The sequence below is a fragment of the Arthrobacter sp. B1805 genome, from assembly GCF_002929745.1.
Taxonomy (GTDB): domain Bacteria; phylum Actinomycetota; class Actinomycetes; order Actinomycetales; family Micrococcaceae; genus Arthrobacter_D.
In genome coordinates, this window is sequence record NZ_PJIQ01000002.1 from 209,693 (window position 1) to 223,738 (window position 14,046).

The window sequence follows — 14,046 nt, forward strand, 5'->3', positions numbered from 1 at the left end:
GCGCCCTGGCTTCGAGCGACCCTTGTCCTTCGCGCGACGGCGGGTGTACCGTCGAAATCATGAGGACACTTCTTTTTCAGTAACTGAGCCGGCTCCTGCCGAGTTCAGCGCCACTTGTCGATGACAGCACTCCAAGGGCGTCCACTGATCGTGTCCATGTTCGAGCACCTACGCCGCGTCCTGACGCGTGCCGTGGTGCCTGGTCTGGAGCTTCCGGTGGGCGCAAGCACCAGGAAGGTACACCATGACCAGCACCCCGAAAAAGAATCAGCCCGGTGCCGCCAAGGCTACGGCGGCCCGGAAACTGCAGGACGATCCCCGGGCGCAACTCGCGCTCGCCAAGAAGAATCACGGCGCTGCCCCGACGGCCGCAACCGGCGCAGGCCATACGAAGGCCGCGCAGGAGAGCAGCAAGCAGGGCAAAAAGGAGAAGAAAGTGCGCTGGTAGGCCCGAACCGGGACAGCTGCCGAACGGTTAAAGTGGAGCTGGCTCCGAGTTCTGCGTATGGGGGAATCGCAGAAATCGGAGCCAGCCATATCAGTATACTGCGACGACAGACCGAAAAGTCCAATCGAAAGGTGATGATGGCCGTCACAGCCAAAGCGTTCCAGCTGTGGCGTTCCCGGATCGCACCGCAGGACACGGTGTCCGACGTATGTCGCGTTGCGGGAATAAAGCGATCAACGCTCGCCCAGCAACTCGTCCGGGGCAAGGTCTCGGTGCCAACCGTCGTCGCCATCGCCCGCGGGTACGGGCTCCCGCCGGTGAATGCGCTCGCCGTCTTCGAGGGCTACGAGGACCTTCCGGATGGCATCAAGCCCCCGACGGACGCCGAGCTCGTCAGTCAGGTCTCGCACATCGACATCCTGCGACTGCTCGTGGCGCGCAGCGAGGACAGGGAGTGTGCGGGCACTGATCTGCAACTGGACCTCGCCTCCTTCCCGCACCGCAATTCGGTTCGTGCATGGGTCGAAGCCGTGGATCCGGGGGATCTTCGGCAGCGACTTGCCGAGAGCACCGGTGTTGCGCGTCAGAACCTCTCGGCGCAACTCACTGCGGGCCGCCTCGCTCCGGAGATCGCAGTGCAGGCGGCGCGGATAGCAGGGGTGTCCCTGACCAGCGGACTGGTGGTGACGGGGTTGCTGACCCCTGTGGAGGGCGGATGGCCGCCGGACGGCAGGGCGCGCGCCCTGTGCGCGCTGGCGGACCTGGACCTCGTGTTCCTGGCCCGGGACCGGCTCGACGTGCTCGGCAAGCAGATCCGGCGAGCCGAGCTCGACGACGGCAAGGATCGCGCGATGTGGGAGAACCTCGGATGACGGCGCTGACCATCCAGTGGGTCGCCCTGGGATTGTGCGTCGTGGGAGCGGCGGTGCGGATCCCGGGACTGCGCAAGCGGCATGGACGCACGATCTTCGCGGCGCTCGTCCTGCTCACGGTCGCCGTCGCCCTGTCGATCGAGCCCATCTATCTGGCGGTCGACGGCTTCCTGGGGGGCGCGAACATCGCGAACCTGCTGCTCCGGCTGATGCTGTACGCCGTCTTCCTGCTCCTCGGCATCAGGATGGCCGCAGCGTTCGACTCGAACCTGGCCCGTCGACTGGTCGTCGGACCTGTCGGAGTGACCATCCTGGCCCTGGTGGTCGCTGCAACGCTGTACTTCTTCGTGACGAGTGAGCTCTCCGGCAGTTCCACGGCGCTTCGCGACTTCGGGGACCAGGACACGGTGCAGCACTATGCTGCGGCGGGGCGCCTCTACCCCGGCTACGTCGCGGCCTGCCTGGTCATCCCCGCGGTGGCGGCGGTTCTCGATCACGAGGCCCGCACGATCCACAGGGTTGCCTCTGCGTTCCTCGCCTGTTCATTTTCCATTGTTGTGGTGTTCGTGCTCCTGAGGCTTACGCCGGTGAACCTGATGGCGTGGGACATCGTTCTCCCGTTCTCGGCGATCGTGCTGACAGTGGTGGGTCTGTGCCTGATCTGGCTGAGCCACACCCTCGGCCGGAGGCGCACCCGGCAGGCGAACAAACTCGTCTGAAGGTCCGCGCCGCGAGCATGGACACCGCCTGCTGCATCGCAGGGGCGAGTGTGACCGAATCGTGTCCTGCCGGTATTCACGTATTCATGATCCTGTGCAAAAATAATGATTATGTAACTGCCGCTGTCCGTGGGGGGTCAGCGGATTGTTATCCGGCAAGTAGGTGAGTCCATGAGAACGGGTGGACCCACCTACTTGTTCTTAAGCCCGCAGAACGCCGAAAAGGGCACCCTTCGCCAGACATTGCGGCGAAGAGTGCCCTTTCTCGTTGAGTGCCTACTCGGCGTCGTGATCCGTCTCGATGATGAGGGCCAGGCCTTCGAGCGCTTCCTCCGCGCCCTCACCCTCGGCGCGCAGGACGACGACGTCGCCGTTCGAAGCGCCGAGACTCATGAGAGAAAGGATGCTGGAGGCGTCCATAGCTTCCTCTGCCGGCTCACCGTCCATGGCGATGGTGACCTCGAGGGGAAGCTCGCCGGCGGCCTCGGCGAAGATCGACGCGGGCCGGGCGTGCAGTCCGACGCGGCTCGCTACCGTCGCCTTGCGTTCTGCCATGATGTGCTCCTTCTGTAGTTGGTTCCAGTACAGCCAAGCGGACTGCTGGTCAGGCTGCAACCGGCTCGACGACGGGGGTGTCCTTCTTGCGGGTGGCGTAGCGCTTCAGCGCGATCACGGCGAGGGCCGAGACCACCGTTCCCACGATGATCGCGAGGACGAACATCAGGACGTTCCCGATGGCGAAGAAGACGAAGATGCCTCCGTGCGGTGCCTGCGACGTCACTCCGGTCCCCATGACGATGGCACCGGTGACAGCCGATCCCACCAGGGAAGCAGGGATGACGCGGAGTGGATCGGCGGCGGCGAAGGGAATGGCCCCCTCGGAGATGAACGCCGCGCCCAGCAGCCAGGCCGCCTTGCCGTTCTCGCGTTCCGCCACCGTGAAGCGACGACGATCGATGGTGGTGGCCAGAGCCATGGCCAGAGGTGGGACCATACCGGCTGCCATGACGGCGGCCATGATCTGCCAGGGCGCCTGGTTGTCGATGGAACCGGCGCTCAGACCGGCGACGGCGAAGGAGTAGGCCACCTTGTTGACCGGACCGCCGAGGTCGACGGCCATCATGAGCCCGAGGATGACGCCGAGGCCGACGGCGGCAGTCCCGGTGAGGCCCGAGAGCCAGGTGTTGAGTCCGGTGGTGATCGCGGCGATGGGGCCGCCCAGCACGAGGAACATCAGGCCCGAAGCGACGATGGACGCCACGAGCGGGATGATGACGACCGGCATGAGGCTGCGGAGCCATCGGGGAACCGAGAGGCGTCCGATCATCATGGCGACGTAGCCGGCGAGCAGGCCGCCGACGATGCCGCCGAGGAACCCTGCGCCCATGAATCCGGCAACGGCACCGGCGACGAAACCTGGTGCGATACCCGGACGATCAGCGAGGGCGTACGCGATGTAGCCTGCGAGGGCCGGGACGAGGAAGCCGAGGGACAACTGGCCGATCTTGAAGGCGACGGCGCCGAGGTACTCGCCGAGCCCACCCGCGGGCAGGTTCGTGAGGCTGTTCTCCAGGACGACGGTGTCAGCCGTCTCGGTGATCAGGTAGCCCCCGAGGAGGAAGCCGAGCGCGATGAGCAGCCCACCTCCCGCGACGAACGGGATCATGTAGCTGACGCCGGTGAGCAGGGCCCGCTTGAGGGTGCTGCCGATGCTGTCCCTGGCGCCGTCGTCGTCCGTCTGTTCGTTGCCGCCGGCAGTGCCGGCGACCCGTCGCGCATTCGGGTTCCGGGCGGCTGCGACAGCTTCCTCGACCATCACGCCGGGCTCGTCGATGCCGCGCTTGACGGGGGAACTGATGACGGGGAGGCCGGCGAAGCGCTGCTTGTCGCGGACATCGACGTCGACGGCGAAGATGACGGCGTCGGCCGCTGCAATCACTGCGGGATCCAGGGGAGTGGCACCGGAGGAGCCCTGCGTCTCGACCTGGAGGTCGATTCCCCGCTCCTTTGCGGCCGCGACGAGTGAGTCGGCGGCCATGTAGGTGTGGGCGATGCCGGTCGGGCACGCGGTGACGGCGACGAGGCGGCGGACCCCGGTGTCGGTGCCACCCCCGGTGCTGCCCTCTGTGCCGCCCTCTGAACGGCCATGGCCGACGGCCGGTCCGGTCGTGTCGGTGCCAGCGGGTGACGTACCGAGCGTCGCGGCCGCTTCACCGGCACGGGCAGCGTTCTCCGACCGGCTCGTCGAGCTGGTGGCGGCTGTTCCGGCCGGCGCGTCACCGAGCCCGAGTGCCCCGTTGACGAGAGCGACGACGTCGTCCGGGGTCCGTGCGGCCCGCAATGACGCGGTGAAGTCCTTCTTGATCAGCGACCGCGCGAGCTTGGACAACAGCTTCAGGTGCTCCTGGTCGGCACCTTCGGGTGCGGCGATGAAGAAGACGAGGTCGGCGGGGCCGTCCTTGGCGCCGAAGTCCACGGCGGGAGACAGGCGTGCCATGGCGAGTGTCGCTTCCGACACCGCCGTGGAGCGGCAGTGCGGGATGGCGATGCCGCCGGGTATGCCGGTGGCGGTCTTCTCCTCCCGGGCGAGCGCATCGGCGAACAGGCCGTCCACCTCCGTGGAGCGCCCCTGTGCGGCGACCTGCTCCGCGAGATGACGGATCACCGAGGAGCGGTCGCTCCCCAGGTTCCGGTCCAGAGCCACAAGCTCCGGAGTGATGAGATCGGACATCAGAATTCCTCCTGTGCGAGGGGCCCTGCGGTGGACCCGGTTGCGCTTGGTTCGATCACGGGCAATGTGATCTTGAGGGGAGTGACCGCGACGGCGGCCGGCGTGGTTTGGTCGAGCGATGGAACGGTGGAACCGGGAAGGGCGGCGGCCGCCGACCCGTGGGCGACCGCCTGGCGCAGGCAGTTCTCCGGGAGTTCGCCTGCGCTGTGCGCCAGCAGATAGCCGGCCAGCGCGGAGTCTCCCGCACCGACCGTCGAACGCGCCGTGACGGGCGGGTGCACGGCGTGCCATGCTCCCGCATTCGTCACGAGCAGGGCACCCTTGGAGCCAAGGGTCGCCAGCACCGCTCCCACCCCGGCGGTGATGAGCACCGCGCAGGCCTTCGCGGCGAGTTCATGGTCCTTCTCGAGTTCATCACCCGTCCCGATGCCCGTCAGCTCGCTGAGCTCCTCGGCATTGGGCTTGAGGAGATCCGGTGCAGGTACACCGGCGGCGGCTTCGATCAGGGGTTCGCCGGAGGAATCGATGGCGACGAGCGGCGCCGACAGGCCGTAGGCCTCCCGGACGGCCGCTGTGACCCTCGTATAGAAGGTCGGAGGGACACCGGGCGGGAGCGACCCGGCAAGGACGAGCCAGTCCGCACCATCGCTCTCGGCGACGACGACGGCGAGGAGTTCCTCGAGATGTGCCGCGCTGAGTGCCGGTCCGGGCTCGTTGATCTTCGTCGTGGTGCCGTCGTGCTCGGTAATTGCGGTGTTGGTGCGCAGCCCTGCCCCGATCGGCACGTTGCGGAACGGGACGGAGACGCTGCGCAGCCCGGCGAGGACGGGGTCGTCGTCGTCGCCCGGGACGACGGCGAGCGTCCGGGTGCCGGACATGGCGAGGGCGCGGCTGACGTTGACTCCCTTTCCGCCCGCTTCCTGTACGACGTGCACGGCTCGCTGCACGGCCCCGCGGACGAGCGGGGCAGCGAGCTCGACCGTGCGGTCGATGCTGGGGTTCGCTGTGAGGGTCAGGATCACGTGACGATCACCTCCACGTCGGCGTCGGCGAGGTCCGCCGCAAGATCGGCGCTGGGCGCCCGGTCTGTGATGAGTGCATCGATATCCTCCAGTTGGGCAAAACTGACCAGTGTCTCCTCGTTGAACTTCGACGAATCGGAGAGCAGCACCACTCGCCGCGCGGAGCGCACGATCGCCGTCTTCACCGCGGCCTCATCGACGTCGGGCGTGCTGAGGCCGAAGCCGGTGGCGAGGCCGTTCGCGCCGATGAACGCGACGTCGGCGCGGAGCCGGGCGAAGTGTGCCACGGTGCTGCTGCCGACGGCCGCGCTGGTGAGGGCACGGACACGTCCGCCGACGAGTTCCACACTCAGGCCGGCACCGGAGACGAGGGCCGCGATCGGAACGGAATGGGTGACCACCGAGAGATCCGACCGCGCCTCTTCGACGAGCAGTTCGGCGAGGGCGCCGGTGGTGCTGCCGGCGTCGAGCACGACGGCGCCCGTGTCGGGAGTGAGTGCCAGTGCCGCCTGCGCGATGCGCTTCTTCTCCGGGGAGTGCTGGGAGGAGCGGCTCGAGAGGCTCGGCTCGTGTGTCGTCGCACCGCTGCCGGCAATGGCGCCACCGTGGACGCGACGCAGCACGCCGTCCTCCTCGAGGAGCGCGAGGTCGCGACGGACGGTCTCCTTCGTAATGCCGAAGCGGGAAGAGAGGGCTGCTACCGTGACCCGGCCGTCGGCGAGCACCAGCTCGCTGATCTGGCGATAGCGTTCTTCGGCGAACATGAGGACTCCGTTGTCTCCGACTGCTCCGCAGCGTGTGGGTTTATCTGTGTTTGAGTGACTCTATCTGTGGTTGGCGCGCATCGTCAACAGGTTTTCCCCGCCCCAGAAGCAAACACAGATGACGAAGGGGCCGGAGCGGTTGCCCGCTCCGGCCCCTTCTAAGGTGCGGCCGCAAGTTCTCCGGCGGACTAGAGGCCGGTGTCGCGTGTCTCGTTCCTCGTGACGGTCTCGCCCGTGTGCGGGTCGACGACGGACCGTGACTCGGAAATGCGGTTCTGCCTCCTGGGCGCTGCGAGGAGTAGGGAGGCGATGAGGCCGAGCACGCCGACCGCCATCAGGATGTACCCCACGAGGTTGATGTCGACGATGCTGATGACGTCGGCCCGAATGGCAAAAGCAAGAATTGCACCGAGTGCAATGAGGAAAATAGATGAACCGATTCGCATTAGAAAAGCTCCTTCGGGTTGACGTTCGTATGTGTTTCGAGAAATCCCCCAACGGGTTTCACCGTGCGCGCGGATCGTCGCCGAACCGGCCCCACTGCTGGTCATCATACGGGCGAACTCCCGTCCTTCTGCGGTTCTCGGTCGATCAGGGTCCACGGAGTCGCAACGCTACATTTTGGGAAAGATTCACCGGGACGACTTGAGAAGCGCGATTAGTACGGTGCTAGGATTGCACTCTAAGCATGCTGATGAAGTACAATCGTTAAGAGTTGCGCTTCGGTGCATCAGAATATTCGGCAGCATCCCGTCCGCGGATGGGAAGCTCACAATCACTCAAGGAGCACCTTATGAGTTTCATCGGTTTTCTTATCCTCGGCCTCATCGCCGGAGCACTCGCCAAGCTGATCCTGCCCGGTAAGCAGGGTGGCGGAATCTTCATCACGATGCTGCTCGGCGTCATCGGGGCTTTCCTCGGCGGATTCATCGGCGGAAGCCTCCTGGGCGTCGATCTCGGTGGCACCTTCTCGCTGATGTCGATCCTCTTCGCAGTCATCGGTGCGCTGATCGTGCTCGTCATCTACGGCGCCATCACCAAGCGCGGCTCGCGCGTCTAAGCATCAGCAGCATGTAGCTGGACCTTTGGGGGGAACAGCTGCCGAAGGGCGCCACCGACCAACGGTGGCGCCCTTCGCTGTTCACGGCCCGTGCGCCAGGAGAAGAAAGCCCCGTCCTCTCGCGCGGCGCCCCTACACTCATCACAGACCGCTTACCGATCCGATCCAGCCCAGTCCGGGAGGAACCACCATGTTCGGCCGAAACAAGGAAAACCCAGCCGTCAAGGCTGCGAACGGAACGCTGTTCGACAAGGACGGAAACCCCAAGCCCGCCATCCTCCGTGGTATCGAGCGGGCTCTCGACGTCCAGCGTCCGTTGATCATCTCGAACCTGAACCGGCTCCGTCGCCGACACCCGGAGGCGTCCCCCGCCGAGCTCGCCCGCCTCCTGGAGCGTGACTATCTCCGCGCGACGACGGCTGCTGGAGCCGCCGTGGGAGCGACTGCTGCGGTCCCCGCCGTCGGAACGATCGCGTCACTCGGGTTGTCGGCAGCGGCGACGATCGGCTTCCTCGAAGCGACGGCCCTCTACGCGGACTCGATCGCCGAACTGCACGGTGTGAACACCGAGGATCCCGAGCGCTCCCGTGCCATGGTCATGGCGATCCTCATGGGTGAGGAGGGAACCGCGCTGATCCGGTCGGTCCTCGGCGCCTCCGCCGGCCAGGGTGCTCCGCAGTACTGGGGCCAACTGGTGAACAAGTCGGCGCCGTCCTCGATGGTCAAGACCTTGACCGCCTCCATCCAGCGGCGGTTCCTCAAGAAGTTCCTCGCCAAACAGGGAGGTTTCATGCTGGGACGCGCCCTGCCCTTCGGTGCGGGCGCTGTGATCGGCGGTACGGGCAACCACCTCATGGGCAAGGCCGTGATCCGCACGACGCGCGAGGCCTTCGGCCCGCTGCCTCAGACCATCCCCGGGGAGCTGGCCGACGTGCTGCAGCTTCCCGAGCCGGGCACCCGGCAGCAGCAGGCCTGAGCCGCCGGCGAAAGCAGTTCCTGCCGTCGGGCGCCTTTTGCCCCTATGGACGGGCCTAACCGAAGATCGCGTTCGCCACGGCGAAGATGGACAGCCCGGCCAGCGAACCGACCACCGTGCCGTTGATCCGGATGAACTGCAGGTCCTTGCCGACCTGCAGTTCGATCTTGCGCGAGGTCTCCTCGGCATCCCAGCGGCCCACCGTCTCCGAGATGACCCCGGCGATCTCGCTGCGGTAGGTCCGAACGGCGTAGGACGCTCCGTCCGCGATCCAGCGGTTCACCTTGCCGGCGAGTTCGGCGTCGTTCGTCAGGCGTGACCCGAAATCACGCACGGCCGCCTTGAAGTTGGACGTCAGCTCGCTGTCCGGGTCGTTGACCGCTTCCAGGAGGGCGTTCTTGATCGTTGCCCAGGTGCGGGCGGTCAGGTCGCGGACGCGGGGATCGTCGAGCAGTTGGCCTTTGATCTCCTCCGCCTTGGCAATGGTCTCGGGCTTGTGCTGGAGGTCCTGTGCGAGGTCGCGGAGGTACTTGTCGATCGCGAGCCGTACATCGTGCTGCGGATCGTCCTGCACCGCGCGGATAAACTTCGAGAGTTCTGCGTGCACGCGGTCGCCGACCACGCCGTCGACGAGCCGCGGGACCCACGACGGTGAGCGCTGTGCCACGACCCTGGTGACCACGGCGTAGTTCGCGTCCACCCAGTCGCCCGCGCGGTCCACAAGCAGGTCGACGAGCCGGTGGTGGTGTCCCTCGGCGAAGATCCGCTCCGCTATGCCGCCGATGGGTGGACCCCAGGGTGGCTCGAGGACGTGCTTGCGCACCATCGACTCGATGACGCCCTGTACGGCGTCGTCGTTCAGCACCGTGAACATGCCGCGGATGAGTGCCGCTCCCTCGGCGGCCACGCGGTCCGCGCTCTCCGGCTTCTCCAGCCAGGCGCCGGCCTTCTGGGCGATTCCGACCGAGTCGAGCTTGGCGCGAACGACGTCCTCCGACAGGAAGTTCTCCTCGACGAACTGTCCGAGGGACTCGCCGATCTGGTCCTTCTTGCGCGGGATGATCGCTGTGTGCGGGATCTTGAGCCCCATCGGATGCTTGAACAGGGCGGTCACTGCGAACCAGTCGGCCAGGGCGCCGACCATGCCACCCTCCGCTGCTGCGCGCACGTACTCGAGCCATGGATAGGCGTCCTGGAGTGCGAAGGCCACCACGAAGATGATCGCCATGACCGCCAGCAGTCCGGTGGCCAGCAGCTTCATGCGGCGGAGGGCGGCGGCACGCTCCGCATCGGTGCCTGTCATCTGAGCGTCCACCCTCCCGAGTCTATCGATGGTGGTGCGCGATGCGTCCCGACGGGTGGGCCGATGGTGCGCCGAACACGTGCTCCCGTACGGTGGTACGGACAACCCACCGACGTGAGGAATGCCTGTGCCCCCAGTGATCTTCGCCCACCGTGGCAGCAGCGGAACCTACGCCGAACATACGCGCGCCGCTTATCTCCAGGCGCTCTCCGACGGCGCGGACGGCGTCGAATGCGATGTGCACCTCAGCCGCGACGGACACCTGGTGTGCATCCACGACACGACGCTGGACCGCACGACCAGCGGTGCCGGCCCCGTCGCCGACCTGACGCTCGCCGAACTGCGGACGCTCGACGTCGCCTCCTGGAAAGGCGCGGGCATTCCGGCGGAGTACGGCGGAGGCTCGGAGCAGTTCCTGTCGCTGGCCGACCTCCTGCTGATCCTGCGACGGGCCGGACGTCCTGTGAAGCTGGCGATCGAGCTGAAGCATCCGAGCCCGTTCGGCCTGCGGCTGGAGGAGTCCCTGATCGCGTTCCTCATGGACGAGGGGTGGGACCCGGAGTCATCGATGCTCGGGAACATCGAGGTGAGCTTCATGAGCTTCAATCCGGACTCCATGCGCCAACTGGCGGAGTCGGCACCGCACCACATGCTCTGCCAGCTGGTATCCGACGTCAGCCCGAAGGAAGTGCGCGACGCACTGCATTTCGGGCCGATCGCCGAGGGTGCCCTCATCACCCTGATGCGCAGGGCCTTGAAGGAGGGCGAGCAGCTCGTCAACCACCACGAGGTGGGCATGGTGGGACCGGGGGTGCGGTACGCGCGTCATCACCCCGAGCGCGTGCGGAAGTGGGTCCGCGACGGCGTGCGGGTGCGGGCCTGGACCGTCAACACCGTGAAGGACGCCCGGTTCCTCGCGGATCTCGGCGTGCAGGAGATGACGACGGACTATCCCGCGAGGATCCGGATGGCGTTCGAGGGCAACCAGGAGTAACCGTACGACCACGACGGGCGCGTGTGGTTGAGTTGGAAAATGCAATCACCGATTGAGGACTACGCGCTCGTCTCCGACCTCCACACCGGTGCGCTCATCTCACGCAGCGGCAGCGTCGACTGGCTCTGCTTCCCCCGGTTCGACTCCGAATCCGTGTTCGCCGCGATGCTGGGCACGCCCGAGCACGGACGCTGGCTCGTGGCGCCGTCGTCCCCGGACGCCGAGGTGGTGGAGCGCAGCTACATCGACTCGACCTTCGTCCTCCAGACCCGCTGGAGGACCGCCGGGGGCGAGGTGCTGATCACCGATTTCATGCCGGTGACCGACCGGCGCGCGAACGTGATCCGGCGGGTGCAGGGACTGCGCGGCACCGTCACCGTCCACCAGGAGCTCGAGATCCGCTTCGGGTACGGCGAGATCGTCCCGTGGGTCAGCCAGGGGACGGAGGAGGGCGTGCCGGTGCTCCTCGCCATCGCGGGTCCGGACGCACTGCTGCTGCGCGGACCCCGGCTGAGAGCCACCGATCACCGCCACGAGGGCACGTTCGAGGTGTCCGAAGGCGACGTCGTCGACCTCGAGCTGGTCTGGTACCCCTCGCACCGTGACAAGCCCCCGGCACAGGATGTGGACGAAGCCCTGGACAGCACCATCAGCTACTGGCGGGCCTGGGGTGCCAGCTGCCTGGACGACGGCGAGTACGCCGACGCCGTGCAGCGCTCGCTGCTCGTGCTGCGTGCGCTGACCCACGAGGACACCGGCGGCATCGTCGCGGCCCCGACCACCTCCCTGCCCGAGCAGTTCGGCGGTGCCCGGAACTGGGACTACCGGTTCTGCTGGCTTCGCGACGCCGCATTGACGCTCGAGGCCATGATGACGCACGGCTTCGCGGACGAGGCGCTGGGCTGGCGCAACTGGCTGCTGCGCGCAGTGGCCGGCGATCCCGAGGACCTGCAGATCATGTACGGCGTGGCGGGGGAGCGGCACCTGCCCGAGCGCGAACTAGACCACCTGCCGGGCTATGCCGATTCCGCTCCCGTACGTATCGGCAACGGCGCTGTGGACCAGTACCAGGCGGACGTCGTCGGGGAGGTGATGGTGGCCCTGGAGAAGCTGCGCGGCCACGGCGTCACCGAGGACAGTTTCTCCTGGCCCCTGCAGCGCGCGCTCCTGGGGTTCGCGGAGAAGCACCTCGACGACCGCGACCACGGCATCTGGGAGATGCGCGGCGACCTCCAGTACTTCACGCATTCCCGGGTGATGATGTGGGCGGCTTTCGACTGTGCGGTCCGGGCGGTACGGGACCACGGGCTGAGTGGACCGCTGCAGCACTGGACAACCATCCGTGACGGACTGCGCGAAGAGATCCTCGCGCGCGGGTTCAATCGCGAGCTCGGTTCGTTCACCCAGGTGTACGGCGGCACGGAGGTTGACGCATCGCTGCTGCAACTGCCGCAGGTGGGTTTCCTCGACTACGACGATCCGATGATGCTCGGCACGGTCGCACGGATCGAGAAGGACCTGTTGGACCCGCACGGGCTGCTGCTCCGCTACCGCACGGCTAACTCGGACGACGGCCTCGAGCCGGGAGAGCACCCGTTCCTCGCGTGCTCCTTCTGGCTCGTGGAACAGTACGCGCACGGCGGGAGGCTGGACGAAGCGACGCGGCTCATGGACCAGCTCGTCGGCTACAGCAACGAACTCGGTCTGCTGTCCGAGGAGTATGACGCCGAGAACAAGCGGATGGCGGGGAACTTCCCGCAGGCGTTCTCGCACCTGGGGCTCGTGCGCGCGGCCGATGCCCTGCAGATGGCCCGTGGTGAGGCAGGGTCCTACGAGTCGATCGCCCGGGAGTGACCGCGCCTGGCCTCGGGCGACCGGGATGACCTGTGGCAGCCGGCGAAGGCCGGCCCCTGCCGGGCCGGCCTTCGCCGTCGAACAGACTAGACCGTCAGGCCCTGGGGCTTGAGAACGACCTTGATGGCGCCGTCCGTCTTCTTCTGGAAGTTCCGGTAGGCCGCCGGTGCCTCGTCGATCGAGACCTCGTGCGTCATGAGGTCGGTGACGCCCAGCGGGTCCGAGGGATCCTCGACGATCGGCAGGAGCTCGTCCGTCCAGCGGCGCACGTTGCACTGGCCCATCCGGAACTGGATCTGCTTGTCGAACATGGACAGCATCGGCATCGGTGTCGCGGCACCGCCGTAGACGCCGCTGAGGGACACGGTGCCGCCGCGGCGCACGGCGTCGATCGCCGAGTGGAGGGCGCTCACGCGGTCGCTTCCGCCGGTCTCCATCACCTTCTGTGCCAGCCTGTCCGGCAGGATGCCAACGGCGTTCTGCGCGAAGGCGCCGACGGGTGATCCGTGCGATTCCATCCCGACGGCGTCGACGACGGCGTCCGGTCCGCGCCCGCTGGTCATGCTCCGCAGTTCCTCGGCGGTGTCCTTCGAGAAATCGATGGTCTCGATCCCGTGGCGCTTGGCCATGGCCCGGCGTTCGGGCACGGGTTCGACGGCGATCACGCGGTGACCGAGGTACTTGCCGATGCGCGCGGCGAACTGGCCCACTGGGCCCAGTCCGTACACCGCGAGCACGCCGCCCTGCGGGACGTCCGCGTACTGGACGCCCTGCCACGCCGTGGGCAGGATGTCCGAGAGGTAGAGGTAGCGCTCGTCGGGCAGGTCGTGCCCGACCTTCACGGGTCCGTAGTCGGCGAAGGGCACACGCAGGTACTCGGCCTGGCCGCCGGGAACCGATCCGTAGAGCTCGGAGAAGCCGAAGAGGGAGGCTCCGGACCCCTTGTCATGCACCTGTGTGGTCTCGCACTGCGACTGCAGGCCCCGCGTGCACATGTAGCAGTAGCCGCAGGAGATGTTGAACGGCACGACGACGCGGTCGCCCACCCTGAGGTTGGTGACAGCCGATCCGACTTCCTCGACGATGCCCATCGGCTCGTGACCGAGGATGTCACCCTTGTGCATGTAGGGGCCGAGCACCTCGTAGAGGTGGAGATCCGACCCGCAGATCGCGGTCGAGGTGATGCGGACGATCGCGTCCGTCGGTTCCTGGATGGTGGGGTCGGGCACGTTCTCCACGCTGACGGTGCGTTTGCCCTGCCATGTCACTGCCTTCATGTGGTGCTCCTCCGGGTAGTAAGTAG

14 protein-coding genes are annotated in these 14,046 nt (G+C 66.9%); 7 read left to right on the top strand and 7 right to left on the bottom strand.

Annotated features, from left to right (window positions below; all coding sequences use genetic code 11):
* Window positions 1–244 precede the first annotated feature (244 nt).
* The 3 genes from CXQ96_RS03635 to CXQ96_RS03645 all read left to right on the top strand — a co-directional run bounded on the left by CXQ96_RS03635 (window position 245) and on the right by CXQ96_RS03645 (window position 2,039).
* Window positions 245–448: a hypothetical protein gene (locus CXQ96_RS03635; protein WP_104116667.1), complete on the top strand. Its 204-nt coding sequence runs from the start codon at window positions 245–247 to the stop codon at window positions 446–448.
* Between the two features lie 137 nt (window positions 449–585).
* Window positions 586–1,320 (top strand): hypothetical protein, encoded by a 735-nt coding sequence (locus tag CXQ96_RS03640; protein WP_104116787.1) that lies wholly within the window; start codon window positions 586–588, stop codon window positions 1,318–1,320.
* Window positions 1,302–2,039, top strand: a complete 738-nt coding sequence (locus CXQ96_RS03645) for a hypothetical protein (RefSeq protein WP_146070800.1) — start codon at window positions 1,302–1,304, stop codon at window positions 2,037–2,039. The genes CXQ96_RS03640 and CXQ96_RS03645 overlap by 19 nt, the downstream gene beginning before the upstream one ends.
* Before the next feature lie 276 nt (window positions 2,040–2,315).
* Here the strand turns inward: CXQ96_RS03645 and CXQ96_RS03650 are convergent, their stop codons facing one another.
* The 5 genes from CXQ96_RS03650 to CXQ96_RS03670 form a co-directional block, all read right to left on the bottom strand.
* Window positions 2,316–2,594, bottom strand: a complete 279-nt coding sequence (locus tag CXQ96_RS03650; RefSeq protein WP_104116669.1) for an HPr family phosphocarrier protein — start codon at window positions 2,592–2,594, stop codon at window positions 2,316–2,318.
* A gap of 49 nt (window positions 2,595–2,643) precedes the next feature.
* On the bottom strand, window positions 2,644–4,770 hold the full coding sequence (locus CXQ96_RS03655) for a fructose-specific PTS transporter subunit EIIC (RefSeq protein ID WP_104116670.1): 2,127 nt from the start codon (window positions 4,768–4,770) through the stop codon (window positions 2,644–2,646).
* On the bottom strand, window positions 4,770–5,792 hold the full coding sequence (locus CXQ96_RS03660; RefSeq protein ID WP_104116671.1) for a 1-phosphofructokinase family hexose kinase: 1,023 nt from the start codon (window positions 5,790–5,792) through the stop codon (window positions 4,770–4,772). The genes CXQ96_RS03655 and CXQ96_RS03660 overlap by 1 nt, the downstream gene beginning before the upstream one ends.
* Window positions 5,789–6,556, bottom strand: a complete 768-nt coding sequence (locus tag CXQ96_RS03665) for a DeoR/GlpR family DNA-binding transcription regulator (protein WP_104116672.1) — start codon at window positions 6,554–6,556, stop codon at window positions 5,789–5,791. Before CXQ96_RS03665 ends, CXQ96_RS03660 begins: the two co-directional genes overlap by 4 nt.
* 188 nt (window positions 6,557–6,744) lie before the next feature.
* The gene (locus tag CXQ96_RS03670; protein WP_104116673.1) at window positions 6,745–7,002 is read right to left on the bottom strand and encodes a DUF6458 family protein; all 258 of its coding nucleotides are present in this window, start codon (window positions 7,000–7,002) and stop codon (window positions 6,745–6,747) included.
* A 347-nt stretch (window positions 7,003–7,349) separates the two neighbouring features.
* Here CXQ96_RS03670 and CXQ96_RS03675 point away from each other — a divergent pair, with 347 nt between their 5' ends.
* Window positions 7,350–7,616 (top strand): GlsB/YeaQ/YmgE family stress response membrane protein, encoded by a 267-nt coding sequence (locus CXQ96_RS03675; RefSeq protein ID WP_104116674.1) that lies wholly within the window; start codon window positions 7,350–7,352, stop codon window positions 7,614–7,616.
* Window positions 7,617–7,806: 190 nt separating this feature from the next.
* Entirely contained in the window at window positions 7,807–8,592 is a 786-nt protein-coding gene (locus CXQ96_RS03680) for a hypothetical protein (protein WP_104116675.1), read from the top strand.
* Between the two features lie 55 nt (window positions 8,593–8,647).
* Here the strand turns inward: CXQ96_RS03680 and CXQ96_RS03685 are convergent, their stop codons facing one another.
* Window positions 8,648–9,895, bottom strand: coding sequence for a DUF445 domain-containing protein (locus CXQ96_RS03685; RefSeq protein ID WP_104116676.1), 1,248 nt, complete (start codon window positions 9,893–9,895; stop codon window positions 8,648–8,650).
* A gap of 121 nt (window positions 9,896–10,016) precedes the next feature.
* Between CXQ96_RS03685 and CXQ96_RS03690 the strand changes: the two genes are divergently transcribed.
* Window positions 10,017–10,889: a glycerophosphodiester phosphodiesterase family protein gene (locus CXQ96_RS03690; protein ID WP_104116677.1), complete on the top strand. Its 873-nt coding sequence runs from the start codon at window positions 10,017–10,019 to the stop codon at window positions 10,887–10,889.
* A 21-nt stretch (window positions 10,890–10,910) separates the two neighbouring features.
* Complete coding sequence (locus tag CXQ96_RS03695) at window positions 10,911–12,743, top strand: glycoside hydrolase family 15 protein (protein ID WP_219816077.1); 1,833 nt, start codon at window positions 10,911–10,913, stop codon at window positions 12,741–12,743.
* 86 nt (window positions 12,744–12,829) lie between these two features.
* Here CXQ96_RS03695 and CXQ96_RS03700 read toward each other — a convergent pair whose 3' ends face one another.
* Window positions 12,830–14,020 (bottom strand): zinc-dependent alcohol dehydrogenase, encoded by a 1,191-nt coding sequence (locus CXQ96_RS03700; protein ID WP_104116679.1) that lies wholly within the window; start codon window positions 14,018–14,020, stop codon window positions 12,830–12,832.
* Window positions 14,021–14,046 lie beyond the last annotated feature (26 nt).

Excerpts from the sequence above, each read along its gene's own strand:
- CXQ96_RS03690 (WP_104116677.1), top strand. The coding sequence starts at position 10,017 with ATGCCTGTGCCCCCAGTGATCTTCGCCCACCGTGGCAGCAGCGGAACC.
- CXQ96_RS03675 (WP_104116674.1), top strand. The coding sequence starts at position 7,350 with ATGAGTTTCATCGGTTTTCTTATCCTCGGCCTCATCGCCGGAGCACTC.
- CXQ96_RS03635 (WP_104116667.1), top strand. The coding sequence starts at position 245 with ATGACCAGCACCCCGAAAAAGAATCAGCCCGGTGCCGCCAAGGCTACG.
- CXQ96_RS03650 (WP_104116669.1), bottom strand. The coding sequence starts at position 2,594 with ATGGCAGAACGCAAGGCGACGGTAGCGAGCCGCGTCGGACTGCACGCC.
- CXQ96_RS03655 (WP_104116670.1), bottom strand. The coding sequence starts at position 4,770 with ATGTCCGATCTCATCACTCCGGAGCTTGTGGCTCTGGACCGGAACCTG.
- CXQ96_RS03700 (WP_104116679.1), bottom strand. The coding sequence starts at position 14,020 with ATGAAGGCAGTGACATGGCAGGGCAAACGCACCGTCAGCGTGGAGAAC.
- CXQ96_RS03670 (WP_104116673.1), bottom strand. The coding sequence starts at position 7,002 with ATGCGAATCGGTTCATCTATTTTCCTCATTGCACTCGGTGCAATTCTT.
- CXQ96_RS03685 (WP_104116676.1), bottom strand. The coding sequence starts at position 9,895 with ATGACAGGCACCGATGCGGAGCGTGCCGCCGCCCTCCGCCGCATGAAG.
- CXQ96_RS03640 (WP_104116787.1), top strand. The coding sequence starts at position 586 with ATGGCCGTCACAGCCAAAGCGTTCCAGCTGTGGCGTTCCCGGATCGCA.
- CXQ96_RS03665 (WP_104116672.1), bottom strand. The coding sequence starts at position 6,556 with ATGTTCGCCGAAGAACGCTATCGCCAGATCAGCGAGCTGGTGCTCGCC.
- CXQ96_RS03680 (WP_104116675.1), top strand. The coding sequence starts at position 7,807 with ATGTTCGGCCGAAACAAGGAAAACCCAGCCGTCAAGGCTGCGAACGGA.